The organism is Parabacteroides sp. ASF519 (assembly GCF_000364265.2).
GTDB classification, from domain to species: domain Bacteria; phylum Bacteroidota; class Bacteroidia; order Bacteroidales; family Tannerellaceae; genus Parabacteroides; species Parabacteroides goldsteinii.
The window spans coordinates 692,253-711,863 of record NZ_AQFV02000006.1 but is presented as its reverse complement, the minus strand read 5'-3'; the positions used below and the strand labels follow the sequence as shown (position 1 = coordinate 711,863).

Annotated in this window: 18 protein-coding genes; 10 read left to right on the top strand and 8 right to left on the bottom strand. The window is 45.6% G+C overall.

The window, feature by feature from the left end:
- The first annotated feature begins 4 nt into the window (after positions 1–4).
- A complete protein-coding gene (locus C825_RS02770) occupies positions 5–1,075 on the top strand; it encodes a sensor histidine kinase (RefSeq protein WP_044215006.1) in 1,071 nt (356 codons plus the stop codon).
- Here the strand turns inward: C825_RS02770 and C825_RS02765 are convergent.
- The 3 genes from C825_RS02765 to C825_RS02755 form a co-directional block, all read right to left on the bottom strand.
- Positions 1,044–1,934, bottom strand: a complete 891-nt coding sequence (locus tag C825_RS02765) for a DUF3108 domain-containing protein (RefSeq protein ID WP_044215008.1) — start codon at positions 1,932–1,934, stop codon at positions 1,044–1,046. The two genes, C825_RS02770 and C825_RS02765, sit on opposite strands and share 32 nt — an antisense overlap.
- Positions 1,867–3,786, bottom strand: a complete 1,920-nt coding sequence (locus tag C825_RS02760; protein WP_010801326.1) for an Ig-like domain-containing protein — start codon at positions 3,784–3,786, stop codon at positions 1,867–1,869. Before C825_RS02760 ends, C825_RS02765 begins: the two co-directional genes overlap by 68 nt.
- Before the next feature lie 87 nt (positions 3,787–3,873).
- Positions 3,874–5,151, bottom strand: coding sequence for a DUF2851 family protein (locus C825_RS02755; RefSeq protein WP_010801325.1), 1,278 nt, complete (start codon positions 5,149–5,151; stop codon positions 3,874–3,876).
- 110 nt (positions 5,152–5,261) lie between these two features.
- Between C825_RS02755 and dapB the strand changes: the two genes are divergently transcribed.
- From dapB to C825_RS02735, 4 genes are read left to right on the top strand one after another with little or no spacing between them, the layout of a single operon-like run.
- A complete protein-coding gene (dapB, locus tag C825_RS02750; protein WP_010801324.1) occupies positions 5,262–5,978 on the top strand; it encodes a 4-hydroxy-tetrahydrodipicolinate reductase in 717 nt (238 codons plus the stop codon).
- Positions 5,979–5,996: 18 nt separating this feature from the next.
- Positions 5,997–7,394, top strand: coding sequence for a signal peptidase I (lepB, locus tag C825_RS02745; RefSeq protein WP_009860644.1), 1,398 nt, complete (start codon positions 5,997–5,999; stop codon positions 7,392–7,394).
- Between the two features lie 5 nt (positions 7,395–7,399).
- Positions 7,400–8,257, top strand: coding sequence for a signal peptidase I (gene lepB / locus C825_RS02740; protein ID WP_010801323.1), 858 nt, complete (start codon positions 7,400–7,402; stop codon positions 8,255–8,257).
- A 2-nt stretch (positions 8,258–8,259) separates the two neighbouring features.
- Entirely contained in the window at positions 8,260–8,886 is a 627-nt protein-coding gene (locus C825_RS02735) for a WbqC family protein (protein ID WP_010801322.1), read from the top strand.
- Positions 8,887–8,889: 3 nt separating this feature from the next.
- Here the strand turns inward: C825_RS02735 and C825_RS02730 are convergent, their stop codons facing one another.
- The 4 genes from C825_RS02730 to C825_RS02715 all read right to left on the bottom strand — a co-directional run bounded on the left by C825_RS02730 (position 8,890) and on the right by C825_RS02715 (position 12,688).
- Entirely contained in the window at positions 8,890–9,165 is a 276-nt protein-coding gene (locus tag C825_RS02730) for an HU family DNA-binding protein (RefSeq protein WP_009860641.1), read from the bottom strand.
- A 249-nt stretch (positions 9,166–9,414) separates the two neighbouring features.
- Positions 9,415–10,506 carry a 2-aminoethylphosphonate--pyruvate transaminase gene (phnW, locus tag C825_RS02725; protein ID WP_010801321.1) on the bottom strand — a complete coding sequence of 364 codons (1,092 nt, stop codon included), beginning with the start codon at positions 10,504–10,506 and terminating at the stop codon, positions 9,415–9,417.
- 28 nt (positions 10,507–10,534) lie between these two features.
- Positions 10,535–11,317, bottom strand: coding sequence for a phosphonoacetaldehyde hydrolase (gene phnX / locus C825_RS02720; protein WP_010801320.1), 783 nt, complete (start codon positions 11,315–11,317; stop codon positions 10,535–10,537).
- A 30-nt stretch (positions 11,318–11,347) separates the two neighbouring features.
- Positions 11,348–12,688 carry a DUF5690 family protein gene (locus C825_RS02715; RefSeq protein ID WP_044215105.1) on the bottom strand — a complete coding sequence of 447 codons (1,341 nt, stop codon included), beginning with the start codon at positions 12,686–12,688 and terminating at the stop codon, positions 11,348–11,350.
- Positions 12,689–12,883: 195 nt separating this feature from the next.
- On the opposite strand from C825_RS02715, the gene C825_RS02710 reads away from it, so the two are divergent.
- Complete coding sequence (locus tag C825_RS02710) at positions 12,884–13,762, top strand: hypothetical protein (protein WP_044215106.1); 879 nt, start codon at positions 12,884–12,886, stop codon at positions 13,760–13,762.
- A gap of 165 nt (positions 13,763–13,927) precedes the next feature.
- Here the strand turns inward: C825_RS02710 and C825_RS02705 are convergent, their stop codons facing one another.
- Complete coding sequence (locus C825_RS02705; RefSeq protein WP_010801318.1) at positions 13,928–16,183, bottom strand: inorganic phosphate transporter; 2,256 nt, start codon at positions 16,181–16,183, stop codon at positions 13,928–13,930.
- A 234-nt stretch (positions 16,184–16,417) separates the two neighbouring features.
- Here C825_RS02705 and C825_RS02700 point away from each other — a divergent pair, with 234 nt between their 5' ends.
- The 4 genes from C825_RS02700 (at position 16,418) to C825_RS02685 (ending at position 19,605) form a co-directional block, all read left to right on the top strand.
- Complete coding sequence (locus C825_RS02700) at positions 16,418–16,933, top strand: RNA polymerase sigma-70 factor (RefSeq protein WP_180334977.1); 516 nt, start codon at positions 16,418–16,420, stop codon at positions 16,931–16,933.
- Positions 16,934–17,405: 472 nt separating this feature from the next.
- The gene (locus C825_RS02695; protein WP_250690557.1) at positions 17,406–18,080 is read left to right on the top strand and encodes a porin; all 675 of its coding nucleotides are present in this window, start codon (positions 17,406–17,408) and stop codon (positions 18,078–18,080) included.
- Between the two features lie 2 nt (positions 18,081–18,082).
- Positions 18,083–18,535: a porin gene (locus C825_RS02690; RefSeq protein WP_250690556.1), complete on the top strand. Its 453-nt coding sequence runs from the start codon at positions 18,083–18,085 to the stop codon at positions 18,533–18,535.
- Positions 18,490–19,605: a FecR family protein gene (locus tag C825_RS02685; protein WP_228100062.1), complete on the top strand. Its 1,116-nt coding sequence runs from the start codon at positions 18,490–18,492 to the stop codon at positions 19,603–19,605. The genes C825_RS02690 and C825_RS02685 overlap by 46 nt, the downstream gene beginning before the upstream one ends.
- Positions 19,606–19,611: the final 6 nt, after the last annotated feature.

Below are 19,611 nucleotides of genomic sequence, written 5' to 3'. Positions count from 1 at the left end.
ACGAATGTTCAGCACACGCATCTATCTGAAGATAGTCTTCCAGGTCGCGCTCATCCTCCTTGTTACCGGCGTGGGACTAACGGGTATTATCACCGGTAAAGCCATCATACTGGGATGCGTCACCCTACTGATCGCCTTATGGCTGGTCGGGATCCTCGTCTATTTCCTCAATACATCGAACCGCCGTATCCAACTGTTCCTCGATGCCATCGAAGACAATGAGTCGATGCTTTACTTCCCCGAAAACAGCGGACCGGAAGAACAACGCCGCCTGCATACGGCATTCAACCGCATCCACCGCCTGATGACGGAGAGCAAGCAGAAAGAGTTCGAACGCGAACTGTTACGGAAAGAATACGAGGCATACGACAAGTTGATGCACGTCCTGACCCACGAGATCATGAACTCGATCGCTCCGATCGTCTCCCTCTCAGGCACGCTCCTCTCCTATTACCGGAGCAACGACACGACGAAAAGCTGCGACGAGATCAACGACGCCACCATCCGGAAGACGGTCCGCGGACTGGATACGATCAAGAGCCAGGGACAGAGCCTTATGAACTTCACCAATTCATACCGCCAACTGGCACGGTTGCAGGCTCCCAATCCCAATCCGTTCTCCCTCTCCCGCCAGGTACGCAACATCGAACTGCTGTTCCAGTCGGACCTGCAACGTTTACAGATCGGTCTGACTGTTTACCTCTGCCAAGACGAAATAACAGTCAATGCCGATGAAGAACTGCTCTCACAGGTCTTGATCAACTTGTTGAAAAATGCGATGGAAGCATTGGAAGGACAGGATAACGGTGAAATCTCACTCACGGTAAAACAACCCGGCACCACGACCCTGATCGAAGTAACGGATAACGGGCCGGGCATCCCCCACGATATGCTGGAAGATATTTTCATTCCTTTCTTCACAACCAAGAACAAGGGTACGGGTATCGGCCTGAGCCTTTCACGCCAGATCGTACGGATGCATGGCGGCGAACTCCTGGTCAGTTCACAGCCTTACTCCGAAACACGTTTCACTCTCTCACTGCCTAACGCCGGGGAATTTCCACCCGCGAAGTAAGCGGGTAACGCAATCCTTTGGATGATTTGTAATAGACCTCGGCCGCTCCTATCTTCAGCTTAGCACGAATCTTGACCGGGATATGGTTCTCATCGTCCCCGATCCATATTTCGGCAGCCGCCTTGCTTTGGGTGAAAGCGTCGTCAAAAATATCGATATAGAAATGTCGGGTACGGTATTTCAGTGTCTCGTTGCGTTCCACGATCTGCTGCCCGGTATAGCGGAAACTGATGTTGATCCGGTCCCGTCCGATCACCACATGAAACGGAAATTCATCGCCCTGTTTCATGTTATCCCAGTCCAGCGAGCGGAGATACATGGTGGCACCCAGCATATCGAACATATATTGTTCGGAAACGATCATCGTGTCGATCTTCGTCCGTGAAGGCGTATAGCGATGGGAATGGGCCGAAGTCTTCCCTGTACTATAAGAGAACTTCAGGTCGTCGATCAGATAGTAGTCATTCTCATTCACCCGTTTCTCGCTACGGAGTAACAGCATCTCAGGCGTGAAATAGCAGTCGATCGTATCGCGCATGGAGAATATCTTCTCAAACATGCCGGAAGTTCGGAATAACAGGTTATAATGATAAGCCGGATTATCCTCATAGCGGGTATCTTTAATGGATAAGGTTGCCTGTCCGGCGCGCGGCATCAGAATACCCCATTTGAAGTACAATTCATATTGCACCTCCTCACCGGCATTGAACCGCTCTTTCACCGGAATAGTCTGCGCACCGGCCACTCCGGAAAGGAGCAACAACAGGACCGGCAGACATAAACCGGTTCCTTTAGAACGGCATGCCCATGCTGCCGCCCATACCGCTATTGCGCGAAGAAGACTTCTGTTGTCCTTCATCTTTGTAATTTCTTTTCTTCTTGGTTGCCTCTTTCGGCTTATTCTTTGTAATCTCGATAGGTTTCTGTTTTGCCCATGGGGTTGCCTTGACATTCCAAGTCTCTTCTACCTGCCAGTTCTGCAATACGTTGTACTGAACTGGCGAATAAAAGACTTCTTCCGGCTGGCGTTTATCGGCATAATTGCCGGTATCCCATTTGCCGTTGTCATTCAGGTCGACCACCAGGCGTGCGTAATACTTGTCCGGTTTCAGGTCCATGAAAAGGACACCGCCGTTCTTCACCTTCGCCTTCCGCACCGGGGCATCACTGCCGTTCAGCAATTCCACATAAGCGGTCGTATCAATTCCTTCTACATTAATATATAAGTGTCCGTATTCATCCTCTTTCTTGATCTTGAACTCAGCCGAATACGGTTCGTTCCACTTGCCATAAAGACTGAAGATCGTTGCCGAATCCACTGACAGGCGATACTCCTCGGCATATTTCCACGGACGGCGAATGAAGTAATTCAGACTATTGGTAGAGTCCGGGAAAAGCTCGAAATCAACCGGAGTCCACACCGTATCGACCTTCTGGTCCAGATAGAAGACTTCCTTCGGCAGTTCGAGGATCGGTTCATTGAACGTAACGGATACGGTATCGAACAAGTCCATCGAACCGGGCGCGTCGATCTGCATACCCAGGAAGACGATCGGTTCCGGCTCGTCATCTTTCTTCTTTTTCTTCTTTTCGGGACGGCGGCGCATCACAAACTGAAGCGTATCGGTTTGCGGTCGGAGAACGTTCAGCGAGTCGCTCTTCGGATACGACAGTTCCACCTGCAACGTATCTTGTTTCCATACCAGCGAATCGGTCAGCCAAAAATTAACGCCTTTTCCCGCCTCCGTTTCCTGTGTAAAGAACCAGTCAGGATTCTCCGGCGTAAAGTTGAGCGGCTTCGGAAGCGGTACGGTATCCAGCGGAGCGTTGAACCGTATGGTCAGCAAGTTTTCCTGCTGGCGCTCCGGTTTCAGCAGATACTGGCGCACGAAGTTTTCCTTGAACAGACGCAATTCGATATCATCCGGGAAATAACGCGTATAGGCAACCGTACGGATCGTATCGATAGTCAGGCTGTCTTTCCAGAGCGTATCCTGCCGGGTGGTCAACTCCAGCGAAGGGATAATAATGGAGTCGTTAAACGCAATCTCCTCGCCCGGCTGGTCGAATTTATAGTCGCGGTTGACATCGTTCAGACCGAAAATACGGTAACTGCCTGGAGAGATATTGCGGATGGTGAACTGTCCTTTATCGTTCGTGCGCGAAGTACGGTCGAAAGGCAGTTTCACAAATGCCGAATCCTCCAGGTTCTTATGCAGACCGATCGTGATACCGGGCATAGGTTCCAGGTTTTCGGCATTCAGCAAGATACCCGATACCTCCAGCGTATCGATCACATCACCGGTAGAGAAGGCAAAGGAGAAATTCTCGAATACATTCTTCTCGTTATTATCGGAGATCGAGTTGGTGAAGTCGATCGTATAAGTCGTATTTTCTTTCAGTGTATCTTTCAGTTCGACCACGACCTTCTTTCCCGCGGCACGGATCACAGGTAATTGCATCTGCGGCGGCGTGATGATTACATTCTCCGACGGCTTGTCCAGCTGAACCAGTTCATCAAACAGAATCTCCACCTTCTTCCCCTTATAATTCGTCTGATTAGGGGCAGGCAGACTGCTTATGAATTTAGGGGGGGTCTCGTCGTAAGGTCCCCCGTTCGGAGAAGCCATATTGGCACACGAATACATGGTTACCAACAGAAACACTCCGCACAGTACCAGCAATAAATCTTTTATATATCTGTTACCCATTCAATCGCTTTTTAATCAGATGGCAAAAATAGGGAAAAATCCGGTGACTAATAGTGATATATACGCTAAATAAGAAATCTTTGCATTCTATAAAGAGGGAATACCCCGTTTCAGATACCTGTACCCGATCCGGCAATACAAACATTTCTTCTTCTCGCAATACTCCCGTTTCAATTGAATCAGCGCCTGACTGTCGCCTGCATGGCAGACTTTTATCCCTGCCCGGCTAAAACCCGAAACAATCGTATTCTTCTCCGAAGGAAGATTTTCAAGGATACGGATTGCACGCTCGCAGTATTCGGGTTGCTTATTCCTGACTCCGTAAGCGAAAAGAATGGGAACTACCGTATTTATCAACAATATACACAAAGAATTCTCCCCGACTGTTTTCTCTTTTATAGCGGAAGCGCTCCGGAAATGATAATGCGTCTCCCAATAAGCGGAAGGTGTGACACGCAGACATTGCTTAATCTCACCGATACTGCCTGCCGTCAGGATAACAGAAAACAAGGTATCGTATTGCATCCAGACAGCCGCCAGTTGCGCCAACTTCAGACAGGGGAAATTGATGGGCCGGGTACGAAGGTTCCTGAATTGAGAACAGTCCAGCGGAGTCAATCCGAATTTATAGCGAAGAAACTGATACTCGCGTTGCAGCAAACGATAATAAGGGCAATCGATCGCTTCATTCAGCATCCCGGCCTGTCCGAACAGCATCGCTTCGACCTGCGAACTGCTGCCGCGTTGCTTCTGAATATACCTGAGCGGTAAGCTCTTGGCAAGACGCTCGAAGATGTCGTTATTCACACCGAAACCGAAATTGCGGGTTAAAGTAATATAAAAGACTTCGTTCCAGTCACCGGCATACTGGTCCAGCAAACGGAATATATCGGCCGTTTTCCGTTCCAGCCGTTCGCCGAGCAGAGCCCCCAGCCACGATGTAATGTGAACGGGCTCCATTTGAGGGATATATCCGGCACAGGGAAGAGAGTTGTCATGATGAAGCAACCAGTCGATATTCCGCACAACCGACTCCGGCACTGTCAGTTCCATTTGCGGAATAACCTCTCCGTTCATCCGGTAAACGATACAGTCCGACACCTCCACAATATGGAGAACAACGGCATCATAAGCCTTGTCCTTATCATGGCGATGAAGCAGCCAGTCGGAGGCTTTGTCATGGATTTCAACACACCCAGCCCACAAAGTACCGTCTATTTTCATCTTTGCATTGAAGAAGTCCGGGCCCGCGTCGGTATTGGGTGTTCCGGGGTCAATGACCGATACTGTACGTCCGTCAGTAGTAAGAAGCGAAGTCGTTGGATACAGTCTGTATTTCCAAACATAATGTAATAAACGTTCCATATTCTTTTCAGAGTTAAGATTTATGCCACAAATCTAATTCATTTTCTTTATATTTGCACCCCTGAAGGCTAAATTATTAGCTTATTTATTCATTTTATTCTGAAAAGATTATGAAGATTGCACTTATCGGTTACGGAAAGATGGGTAAAACCATCGAGCAGATTGCATTGAACAGAGGACACCAAATCGTCTCTATCGTAGATATAAACAACCCGGAAGAATTTCAGTCAGCTAATTTCAAGAGCGCAGATGTAGCCATCGAGTTCACGACTCCGGCCACGGCATTCGACAATTATATGAAGAGTTTCGCTGCCGGCGTTCCCGTTGTTTCCGGCACAACCGGCTGGCTGGACCGTATCGGCGAAATAAAAGAGAAATGTGAAAAGGAAGGCAAGACATTCTTCTACGCTTCCAATTTCAGCATCGGAGTAAATATCTTTTTCGCCCTCAACAAGTACCTGGCGAAAATCATGAATAATTTTCCTTCCTACAATATCAGCATGACGGAAACGCACCATATCCACAAACTGGATGCTCCGAGCGGTACCGCTATCACACTGGCAGAAGGAATCATTGAAAACGTAGACCGAAAAGACCGTTGGACACTGGAAACAGCCGAACAGCCAACCGACCTGCCAATCCACGCCATCCGCGAAGGCGAAGTGCCGGGTATCCACGAGGTGACCTATGAGTCGGATGTCGACTATATCAGTATCAAACATGACGCCAAGAGCCGCGCAGGTTTCGCACTCGGCGCTGTCGTTGCCGCTGAATTTACCGCCGGGAAGAAAGGCTTTCTGGGTATGGACGATATGCTTAAATTTTAATTCCACATTAGTCAGCAAATGAAACAAATTTCCAAGAAACAATGGATTAAGTTCGGCATCTCTGCCGTGCTGTATATACTCTTTTCAATCTGGATGCAGAACCTCTGGTTGTTGCTCGGGTTGATTGTACTCGTAGATATTTTCCTGACCAAATATATTCCCTGGGGAGCCTGGAAACGGTCAAAGAACCCAGCAGTACGAAATGCGTTGGAATGGGTGGACGATATCCTGTTTGCACTGATTGCCGTCTATTTCATTAATCTGTTCATCTTCCAGAATTATCAGATTCCGAGTTCTTCGTTGGAGAAATCTTTATTGGTAGGCGATTATCTGTTTGTAAGCAAGCTGAGTTACGGTCCGCGTGTTCCGAACACGCCGCTGTCGTTCCCGCTGGTACAGAACACGCTGCCGTTCTTCAACTGTAAATCATATCTGGACTGGCCGGAATGGGGTTACAAACGGGTGAAAGGTTTCGGTCATGTAAAACGCAATGATATCGTAGTGTTCAACTTTCCTGCCGGCGACACAGTCGCCCTGAAACAGCAGAATCCGAGCTATGACGAACTGGTTATGCAGCACGGACGCGAACGTATCTGGATGGATAAAAACACTTTCGGGGATGTAGTCTACCGTCCTGTAGACAAACGTGAAAACTATGTGAAACGTTGCATCGGTATGCCGGGCGACACCATAGAAATACGCGACAACCAGGTATATATCGATGGTAAAGCAGCAGAGAATCCGGAGAATATGCAGTTCTGTTACTATGTCGAAACGGATGGTTCCCCTATCACGGAAGAACAGTTCCGCCTGATGAACGTAAGCAAAGAAGACCGGATACTGGTTTCCAACAACGGATATTACCAGGATTTAATGTCTTTCCTCGGTTTCGAATCGATTGCCCCCGGACAGTACAATCCGGTCTATCGCATGCCGCTGACCAAGAAGGCACTGGCGATAGCCGAGAAACTGCCTATTGTGAAAAAGATTGTAATCGAACCGGATGCATTTTCGGGGTTGACTTATCCGGCATGGTATGAAACAGGTTGGACACGCGACAACTACGGTCCTCTGTGGATTCCGAAGAAAGGGGCGACAATACCACTGAACGAACGTAACATCGCTCTATACGGCCGTTGCATCAAAAACTACGAAAACAATACACTGGAAGAAAAAGACGGTACATATTATATCAACGGGAAGCCGGAAACAGACTATACATTTAAATATGATTATTACTGGATGATGGGCGACAACCGTCACAACAGTGCCGACAGCCGCTCCTGGGGATTTGTTCCAGAAGACCATATCGTAGGAAAGCCTATCCTTATCTGGTTGTCACTGGATAAAGACCGCAGCCTGTTCGACGGTGGTATCCGCTGGAACCGTCTGTTCCGCATGGTGCATCCGAATTAAGAATAATGACAAAGCGCTCCTTCATATCCGCAGTAAAATGGCTGGTGACAATCGTGTTGCTGGTGGGGGGCGTTATGGTAATCCGTTATTTCTGTATGGAGTCGTATCGCGTGTCGACCGACTCCATGGAAGTTGCCCTGCATAAAGGCGATTATATGCTGGTAAATAAGCTCCCGCAGAAAGACAACCCGGGGCGCAACCGGGTAGTTCTATTTACCAGTCCGCTGCTGAAAGATACGACATCGAGCCCGTTATTTCTGAGCCGTTGTATCGGTATGCCGGGCGACACAATCCGGATTAGTAATGACGGATACCGGGTAAACGGAAGGCTGATTCCTCATTCTCCCCGGTCACTCAATACTTATATCGTGACACAGGCGGCACAGGAGGAAGTACTGGCGGCACAGAAGAAACTGAATATCCCGCTCAGGGAGATGAAAGAAGAACCGTTCGGCATCTCCTTCAACCTGACTTCCTTTGAGGAATATCAGATACGAGAAGAATTATCGGAAGATGCCAACATCCGTTTCCTTAAAAACCCGATGGATACGTACGAACTGGTTGTTCCCCAAAAAGGCAGAGCCTACCGCCTCAATGCAGCTGCACTCACCGCCTGCCGTGAAGCCATCCGGGCCGAAGCCGGCGACAAGGCCGTGTTCCGTGACGGGAAGTTATTCCTGGACGGTCGGGAAACAGATTTCTTCTTCTTCAATCAGGATTATTACTGGATGCTTTCCGACAATGCCAACGAAGCGGTGGATTCGCGTCACCTCGGATTCATCCCACGCAACCATATCATTGGAAACGCCTGGCTCTGCTGGTACAGCAAAGACCGGCAACGAATTTTTAAACCCGTAAACTAATCATGCAACCTGTATATATTTCTTCAGCCTACCTGGGCCCGGTACAACAATACTGCAAACTCTACCAATTTGAAGAGGTACGGATAGAAACAGCCGAAAACTATCTGAAGCAAACCTACCGCAACCGCTGTACAATCGCGGCTGCCAACGGTCCGCTGTCACTCTCCGTCCCCATCGTCAAGCCCGACACGCTGAAATGCCCGACGAAGGATATCCGCATATCCGACCACGGGAACTGGCGCCACCTGCATTGGAATGCACTAGTCTCGGCTTATAATATGAGTCCGTTCTTTGAATATTATGAGGAAGATTTCGCACCGTTCTACGAGAAGAAATATAAGTTCCTGTTTGATTTCAACGAGGAGCTGCGCATGCTGGTCTGCCGGTTGCTGGACCTGCAACCGAACGTTGTCTATACGGAAGTTTACATGCCGGAAGTACCGAACGATTTCCGGGAAATCATCCGCCCGAAACACGAAGGGGAAGATTCCGCCTTTCTCCCGCAACCCTATTATCAGGTATTTCGAGATAAATTCGGATTCCTCCCCAACTTAAGTATCGTAGACTTACTATTCAATATGGGACCGGAAGGAATACTCGTCCTGCGGGATTCCATCGCCCACCGATAGCAGTTACTTGTTCAGGTCTTCAAAAAGGAACTTACCAACGCTGAACTTCACACTCAGACGTTTCGGGATAATAACAACCTCACCTGTCTTGGGATTGCGGGCCGGACGACTGTTCTGCTCTCTTGGAGAAAGAGTACCAAAGCCTTTCAGCACTATTGGGTCCCTCTGGCGAAGTGCATTAGTCGCAACAGAACAAAATGCTTCAAGCATTGCATCTACATCTTTCTTACTACAACCACTTTCAGCAGCTATAGCTGCAATTAAATCTGACCGTTTCATTTGCTTTTATTATTAAATTACTACCATCCATCAACTAAATAGGCACTGATGAATCAATTTCGAACAATCTCCTGAATAACTTGATTTTTAATGGGAGCAAACGTACTCAAAATTATTATCATATACAATATAAAAGCAATTATCGGCTCATTATTCTTGCATTTTTTTCAGATTGGGCTAATTATAACCGGAAGTGAGCGGCGACATCCGGTTATAATATAGTATATCAACTGTTTTCAGAGTTATATTCTATTTGTAATCAGTATTCCGGATTGCCTCCAGCAGCTTCTCCATATCTTCCGGAAACACATCGCCGATATTACCGATACGGAAAGTATCCGCATCGGATATTTTACCCGGATAAATCACAAATCCTTTCTGCTTCAGAGCTGCATAGAATGCGTTAAAATCAAACCCTGCATGCGGATAAAGGAAAGAAGTGATAATCGGACCCTGGGAAGCATCGGGAAGCAAGGTCTTGAAACCTTGTGCACGCATTCCGTCAACCAATGTACGGTGGTTCTTTTTATAACGTTCGTAACGGGCGACAATACCTCCTTCTTCGTTCAGCTCTTTCATAGCCTGGTAAAAGGCACGGACTACATGTGTGGGAGACGTGAAACGCCATTTACCTCCACCCTTCTCCATCGTTTCCCACTGGTCATAGATATCCAGTGACAATGAACGGGCCACACCCTTGCAAGCCATCAGCTTTTCCCTCTTTGCAATGATAAAACCGAAACCGGGAACTCCCTGGATACATTTATTGGCACTACTCACCAGGAAGTCGATATCCAGCTTCTTCATGTCGATAGGTACACCGCCAAAGCTGCTCATGGCATCGACAATAAAAGTGATACCCTTGCCGCGAATGACTTCCGCCACCTCTTCAATCGGGTTCAGCAGGCCGGTCGTCGTTTCGCTGTGTACCATCGAAAGATGAGTAATGCCCGGATTCTCTTCAAGGGCACGGCGGGCAACTTCGCCTGTTATCAGTTCTGTTTCGTGCAAAGAGACCAGGACATGGTCGATATGGTAATATCCGGCAATCTGCGCCATACGTTTCCCGTAAGCACCATTGGCAAGGATAAGCAATTTGTCGGTCGGTTTCACGGCGGCTCCGATGGTTGCTTCCACACAGTAGGTTCCGCTGCCTTGCAGGAGCACATCAGTATATTCGTTTTCATCCAGTCCGGCGATAGCCAGCAGACCTTTACGGATTGGGGTTACGATTCCTCCATTATAATCTTTATCCCAGGTACACCAATCCTGGAGCATGGCTTCGCGCACGGTCTGTGACGTACTTAATGGGCCGGGTGTCAGTAAAAGATAATTTCTCATATTCAATGATAGCTATTATGTCCTTATTTTATCTGTTAATTTTCTCAATGCAAGCAGGAAGTTCCGTGATGTTGTCCAATGCGAAATGGGCACCGGCAGCCAACATGCGTTCACGTACTTCGTGTTTCAGTCCGGCCAGTTCGTCGGCAGAGCGGCGGTTGTATTCTTCTTCCGAAAGCCCCATCTCGTTGCTTCCCGTTATAAGACCGACAGTCCATACTTTCGCATTCACTCCCTCTTTAATATCGGCAATCGTATCACCCACTTTCACCACATTATCCACCGACGGGATAGCCAGGTCAATCATATTCTTATAAATCATATAAGGAGCCGGACGGCCTGCGGGGACATCATCGGGAGTCACCAGGTTGTCCACCACATAACCTTTCGCAGCAGCACCCGGACGAACCACGTCCATCATAGCTTGCGTATAGCCGGTTGTCGAACCAATCTTCAGTCCGTCTTCACGTAACAGTCGGATAGTATCCAGTACACCGGGTATCGGAGTCGTAAAGTTTTTCAGGGAAGCGAACAGATGCTTTTCGAAACTCTGATACATCTCGTTCACGTCGTCCATATTCCAGTCGCGGCCATAACGTGCACGGAATTTATCATTCACCTCCGGCATATTCAGAATAGCCTTGATATGGTCTATCTTAAGAAGTCCCATCGGCTCACGTGCCTGACGGTAAGTAATGTCTATTCCTTTTTCTTCCGAAAAGACTTTCAGGAAGGCGTTCAAAGGAGCGAAACAACCAAAATCGACGGACGTTCCGGCCCAGTCCATAATTACACACGAAATCTTCTTCATAACTTTATATACTAGTTTTTATTATTTCTCTCAGGCTACGGTGATGGCATTCTGCGGAGTGGCTTCAAGTGTCTCTTCCCTGGCGGCTGTCATACCCGTTTCTTTACGGAAACGTTGATGCAAATATACGAAAGAACAGATGAAAGTGATACAACAAAAGATGCCAACATAACCGGCTAGTTGATTATAAAATACCGCCCAATTAATATGGGGGTTACAAAACTCTTTCAGGATAAGAACCAATACGGTTCCGGTGTATCCCAGGAAGTCTGTCGTCACGATAAAGAACCCTACATTTCCACGTATCTTGAAACAGGCGATGAACCGGTCGAAAAAGATAGTCTGGAAAGTCAGATAGGCAATATACAGGCACAGGCTCTGGATAAACAGCCATGTCACAGGCGACAGACGGAACCGGTCCTGCCCGAAAGAAACGACCGACATCGCAATCATCCCCATGATGATAAGACCGAACAGGACGGACAATGCCTTCAGATTGTCTTTCACAAAGACCATCAAACCGAATATCCCCAGGATAATCAACGTCACCACACTGTCAATCTGGGCAAAAAGCCAGGGGGAATAAGCAGTGACATCTATGATATTCACCAGGAAATCTTCTTTTATATCCCGCAGGACTACAATGGCTATGTTTGCCACGAAAAGCATACTGAGGAAAGGCATAAAGCTCTTAAACAACTCCCAGCGTTGCTGTCCGTTCAATGTTTCGCGTTCGGACTTCATAGCGATGTCTTCTTTGTTAGGCTCCGGAAGTTTGTTCAGCGCACAACCGAGCAACAACAAGAGGGGAAGCGCAACGCCACCAATCAGGGCCGGCATCCAGAACTCGCTTACATGGAGATGGTTCATGACATACAACCCGACAGACTTGGCCGTACCCGAACTAATCACCATACTGACTCCCAGCAGGCTTGCCAGAATATCCGTCACCCGGCGTCCTTCGATAAAACTGAAAATGACTCCCCACATACATCCCAGCGACAACCCGTTCAGAAACATGGCAGCCACATTGAACGGCGTGGAAAGCAATCCGAATAAAATAAGCGAAGACTCCGCCAGCAGCACAGAAGTGAGGATAAACTTAAACCGTTCTTCCGGCTTCAACTCGGAAATCAGCTTAATCCCTATGAATTTGGAAATGACATATCCCAGTATCTGTGAGATTGTCACCACCACTTTATAATCCAAATCGAAGAATTCCGCATTTTCAAAGGAGGCAGCCGTAAAAGGTTTGCGTAGTGCATATACTAATGAATAGGATAACAAGGCGGCTCCTCCAGCCCAAAGGATAAAAAGAAAATCGGAAAGACGTTTCCGGGTTGTTTCGTTGATATGTAACAAATTATTCATCATGCTGTCGTTTTGTTTTCGACGGCAAAAGTATCCCGGAGATGTTACAGGAATATTACTGAACACATGAATATGTATTATTAATATATAACTAAATATCAATAAATTATAAAGAAATATTTATGTAACATTCATGTAACGGAAATGCAACAAACGGGGCGTTATTTTGTATTGTATTAAAGAAAATGTTACATGATGAATGACTTCTCAGAACTCTACAAAAGGATTGAATATTTAAGGAACAACGGTACGAAGATGAAAGAAATAGCCGATTGGGTGGGAATGGCTCCGAGCGTATTGTCATCGCTCTATACGACCGTCTTGCCCGCTTATTTTGAATCGGCCAAAACAATGCCGCAGGAAGAGGCGCTCGACCAGGCGCTATCGCTGGTTAATAACGTATCCAAAAGAAAACTGCTTTCAGGACTGGAAAACACGCTGAACCGGCTCGACGAACTGGAACCGGCGGCATTGCACACACAGAAAGGGATTCCTTTCATCGAGTCGCTCAACGAGGAATTATCTCTTTCCGCCCGGAAGACGACCAACATCTGCGGGTTATATACCAGCTATAGTCTCTCTTCCTCCAGCGATTGCCTGAAATGCGAACCTTATATAATCACATTGTCCGACAATAAGGACCATATCCGTATCGGCCGGCTCAATGCATACGATGAAGTGCAATGGGGCATCGGGGTAAACGGGGACCCTCAAAACTTCTATTGCATGTTCAGTGAAAATCCGGTTCCCCCGTTAACGCTGGTTACTGTCTATCTGCAAATTCCCATGTTCAAGAATCCCCGCCAGCTGCGCGGTTTATATCTGGGACTGGATTACAACCGCAATCCGGTCGCCCGCCGTATCGTCCTCATAAAGGAATCGGAAAGTACGGACATCGAAGAGTTTCTGGCAATGAAAAACGGCCTGATAGCCAAAGAAGACTTCACGCCCGAACAACAATCCTACTACGACTACACCTGCCAGACCGGCGATTACATCAAAATGTGCACCGTCCCTTCTCTCCGCATGGACGAAAGCGACCTGATAAAAGAAAAGAAGATGCTGGCATTATAAAGCCGGCATCTTCTTTCCTGACAGTTCCTTTATAAACTTCTTATAGTTTCCTTACAATTTCCTTATTAGGAAACTACAGTTTCCTGAAACAGAAACTACGAGGAAACTGTAATCGACTAGCGGATAACACTATAAAGCATTTTGCCCCGGTGCCGTTTTTCATCCTTATTCCTTTTGGAATTTACGGCTTACTTTCACCAGGTTTGCAGTAAACGATACAACGTTCTGCGCTTCCTGTACCATATTCAGATAGACCATGCTTACCTTCGTACTTCCGCTCTGTCCCTGTATACGTTTCAATTCACCTTTCTTCAGGGCGGTGAGCTGGTTGGTCAAGGAGACGGATTCGACTATGACATCGTCCAGACGATGATAATCGTTCGTTTCAATCATGGCTGCGCAACGTTTCAGATAAGTAATGATGCTCTCCGTCATTTTGCTGAAATCTTCTTTCTGAATATCGTTGAGCGGACTGAAGTTATTATCCACATGCTCCTTACTGGGTTCTGTCAGACGGCGGACACTGAAGATAATCTCGCTGGCGAAATCATTCCCCTGATAATAATACAATCCCTTTTCGACGGCAATATCGTGTTCCAGATGCGTTACGCCCAGCGTACCGACACGTTTTACTTGCTTCAGATGTATCTTTTTCTCTTCTATTTCATTCAGGACTTTACGCAGCTCCCGGAGATTCTCATTCATGAAACCATGGACGGAGCGGTCGAGTGCATCCGCAGTAAACAGCAATACCGACTGTAATTCTTCGCGGCTATGTTCACGGAACAAAGAAAGGGCTTCGCGGCTGTCTGTCGTATCACGCAGTTTGGCAACTGTCGTGTTCACTTCTTCCTTCAGGGCTTCTTTCTTCATCTTTTTCTTATAAGCAATCTGGCTACGTATCAACATATAAACTGCCAGGCCGACCATCGCCGCCATCGCTGCAATGCCTCCAAAATGAATAACGATAGCAACCAGGAAGCAAATCGTAAAAGCAGCTCCCGCCGTAATAAACCATCCGCCGATAACCGACAGCACACCGGTAATACGGTAAACCGCACTTTCCCGTCCCCAGGCACGGTCGGCCAACGAACTGCCCATTGCCACCATAAATGCCACGTAAGTCGTCGAAAGCGGCAGCTTCAGAGAAGTACCCAACGCAATCAGCAATCCCGAAAGTACCACATTAACCGAAGCACGGACCAGGTCAAAGCTGGCTTTGTCTTCCAGAATAATTTCATCATTATTAAAACGGCTGTCAATCCAGTCCTTTACTTTCGGCGGAACCACACTCAGAATCGTACTGGAAGCATTATTGCAAGTGCGGACCAGCATACGTGCCACCGGTGATGTTCCGAAACTCTCGTTTCCTTCCGACTGGCGGGATAAATCCAACGAAGTCTTCACCACATTATGCGCCTTCTTGGAAGTAGCCAATGCAATCACCATCACCAGACCGGAACCGACCAGGAAATACCAGGGTGTCTGAGCCGGAGCAAGCAGCGAACCCATCAGGAATGTATCCGTCGTCGTCGTTCCCCCCTGCGCCATCAAATCCATATAGGAAGAATAGCCAACCAGAGGAACACCGATAAAGTTCACCAGGTCATTTCCGGCAAAAGCCAATGCCAAGGCAAAAGTACCCAGCATCACAATAATCTTGAATACATTCACCTTCAGCCAGTGAAGGATTTGCATCAGGATAGTAAAGAAAATAAAAGCACCCCACACCACCATGCTGGTATTGCCGTAAATAAGCTCTTTCAGATTGCCGGTCATAAAAGAACTTTCCTTCAACCCTTTTATCAGCATAAAATAAAGGATGGAAGTAGCCGCCAGGCCGCCAAACAGCGCTATAAAGTATTTTGTATGTTTCTTATAATTAAATGTAAAGATGAGACGCGAAATATACTGCACCACGCTTCCGAAGAAGAAAGCAATCGCCACAGAAAGGAAGATGGCGAGAATCACGGTAAAAGCCTTATCGGTATTCAGCAAATCCCCCAACTGCAAAGCACCGTTGGAATTGGCTATCTTGACCAGTGACAGGGCCACCGTGCCTCCCAGCAATTCAAACACAAGCGAAACGGTCGTCGATGTCGGCATCCCCAATGAATTAAAGATATCGAGCAGTACGACATCGGTCAGCATAACAGCCAGCAGGATACACATAATCTCAGAGAAAAAGAAGTGTTGCGGCTGATAAATCCCATGCCGGGCAATATCCATCATACCGTTAGACAAAGAAGCACCGACAAAAATACCGATTGCGGCGATGACCATAATAGTTTTAAACGATGCGGCCCTCGAACCGATTGCAGAATTCAAAAAGTTTACTGCGTCATTACTGACTCCGACCGACAGGTCAAATACCGCCAGCACGAAAAGAAAAATTACGAGGAACAGATAGAATGTTTCCATAAATGAGTGTTACATATTCGACAACAAAGGTCTGAAACAAATATTTCACATGTGTTACACAGATATTACAAACATGTTACAATTGTTAAAACGCCCTTATTATTAAAACAAGGGAGAAAAAAGAAAGTTATCACACTAAGGGTTTTTCTTCTAAAATGCGACTACAATATCATAGTTATTAACTTTCAATCATTGACCGACCATAAAGATGACATACTGCAATGGCTCTGTGAAATGGCATTGACCGATTCCCAAGCTGCTTTTAAATCGTTATACCTGACTTACTTCCAAAGGTTAATACGATTTACGAGACTCTATGTTTCCTCCACAGTGGAAGCAGAAGAAATTGTTTCCGATACTTTCCTGGCAGTATGGAATAATAGAAAATCTCTACTGAAAGTAACGAATTTCGATTCTTACATTTATTCTATCGCCAGACATAAAGCTATCAGCTATTACCGTTCCATACACATGGAACAAATAGAATTGAACGAACTTTCAATAGACCTTTTCATCCATACAGAAACAACTCCGGAAGACGACCTCATTTCCAAAGAAAAAATCAACCAACTAAATAATGCCATTGAAGCATTGCCGGCAAAATGTAAAACGGCATTCAAGTTAGTCCGTGAAGATAAGCTCAAATATAAAGAGGTAGCAGCTATATTGGAAATTTCCGTAAAAACACTTGAAGCCCACCTTGCTACTGCTATCAAAAAACTACGCGAATTTCTTAGAAAAGAAGAATAAATAAAAAAGTCACCGCTATCCCTCAATACTCCCGAACCGAAACAAACATCAACAGCCTGTTGTTCTTTTCAAAACAACAATATATAGAAATCTTCCTTTTATCGGCCAAAAGATAAAGTGGCAGAAAACAAAATGAAATTTGTCTGACCTTTAATACCAATTGCTTGAATTACGAAACAAATCATTGTCACAAATCACATACATTTGTAATATAAAACTTATTGGGAAATAAGGGGGTCGGTTAAGTTAGAGAGGGAAACGCCCGGAGTCAAATCCGGACTTTCCCTTTCGTTTTTTTGTATCTTCCAAACTACAATATTTCTTTCCATACCAGTAGGGGTATTTTCAAAATTCCTGTCTTAGTAATAAACGATATAACTCGGTCTATAACCAATATCTTTACAATATCACTTCGATTTTTTCCATTTTTTTCGTTCCTTTACAGTTTCAATACTGTAAAGGAACATTTTTCATGAGACGGATAACACCCTTATTTCTACTTATTCTATTTGCTTTTTCAGTTTTTGCAACGCCGGATTCTTCACCTATCGACTGGAAATTATCAGGCCGTTTATTCCTGGATGGCGGTGTTTATATTTATTCTCCCAAAGAGTTACATGCCGGAGCGCATATCGCAGATGTCCGGCTGGCAGCTAAAGTCCGTATCTATTCGAACTGGTATACCAAAATAGATGTAGGCTTTGCAAACAATAAGATAACACTGAAAGATGCATTCACCGAATATGGCAAAGACGGAAATTATTTCCGTGCCGGTTATATGCTCGGTTATTACAGTATCGACCAATCGACCAGCACAAATGATTTAATTTTCAACACAGCTTCCAATGTGGCGGAAACTTTCTATCCGGATCGCAGAATAGGCATATCCTACACACGTTCCCTTCCTTCTTATTATTTATCAGCCGGTGCTTTTTGCGGTGACGGACTCAGCTTCTCCGAGACAACCAAACCCGGTTATAACTTTTCCGGACGTGTCGTCTGGCGCCCAATAAATTCTCCGGGACAATTATTCCATATAGGCACAGGAGCTTTATTCAAAGTCCCTGATGAAAATACGGAAACCGGTGAACAACAAATCCGGTTAAAGACAAAAGGCGTTACTTATATTCCATCCCCCGAACGTTAGATTTGACATTCAAACATGCCAAAAATCAGGTTCAGTCGAACGTAGAATGCCTGTTGTTTCAAAAAAAATGGCTGTTACAAACAGAGTTTCTTTACACGAAAATCAAACAAAATTCTTCCCAACCCTCCTATTCCGCCCACGGAGGATATATATTGGGCGGATTCCTCCTAAAAGGGAGCAAATATGCTTACGATGCACTCGATGCAATACCGGTAATGCCTGAAGACCCACATTCTATTCTGCTTGCCTGCCGTTACAACTATACGAACCTGAATGATTTCAGCAGCCATATCACAGGAGGAAGCCAGCACGACGTATCCATCGGCATCAATTATTATTTCAACAAATACATTTCTTCCCGCCTGAACTACGCACATCTTTGGATGGACAAGTATTCTGCATTGGGTAAATGCGAAATCAATATGATGCAGGTTCGATTGCAGGTACGGTTTTAATTATAAAATTAATACTATTTTTTCAATTTACAACTAAGGGTTTTTCCATATACGTTACGACTATAATACTAGAAGTAACAAAGATGGAAAATAAAATAGATCATATTATAGCACGAGTTTTAGCCGGAGAAGCGTCGGCTGAAGATATTCTGTTCATCAGCAACTGGATGAATGAAAAAGAAGAAAATCATAAAACATTCAGTCTGCTAAAAAGTTACTGGAGTGCAGATATTGCATCTAATCAATACGTAAACCCATCTGTTTCATTAGAAAAACTACAGGATAAAATAAACAGACATCAAACTCCCGGGAAACAGTATCTGATTCCGATCCTCCTGTCAGTTGTCGCTTCAATTGTTCTGATTATCACGATCTCATCTTTTTTCAGTATAACCAGTACAAACGGGAAAAGCAAAGAGTATTACACTTATCTCACCAATAACAACAAATCAGAATTCACACTCCGTGATGGAACAAAAGTTACACTAAATAAAAATAGCACACTTACCTATTCAGATGCTTTCGGAAAAAACAACCGGTCAGTAAAACTGGAGGGGGAAGCTTTTTTTGAAGTAACTAAAAATCCTGATAGCCCGTTCGAAGTTTCCCTTGAAGTGGAAAATAAAAACAGGGGAACCATTAAAGTGCTGGGAACAGTGTTTAATGCAAAGATTGACAAAGGATCTGATAAAATCATTACCACACTGATAGAAGGATGTGTATCTTTCGAGGGATCCGGGCAAAAAATAAAATTATATCCCAATCAACAAGCTACATTCGATTATACAACCGGTAACATTGATGTACACGAAGTTGATATAGAAAAAGAAATCTCTTGGAAAGAAGGTCTGATAAAATATAAAATGATCATGTTCACAGATTTGGCAAAAGAACTTGAAAAAAGATACAATGTACAGATCATTATTGGAAATAAGAAATTAACGAAACCATCAATGACGGTATCCGGTGGTTTCAGCGAAGAACAAACCTTGGATGAAATTCTGAAAGTAATTTCACGAAGTCTACCTATGAAATGGGAAAATAAGAATAATACATACTATATCAGATAAACTTTT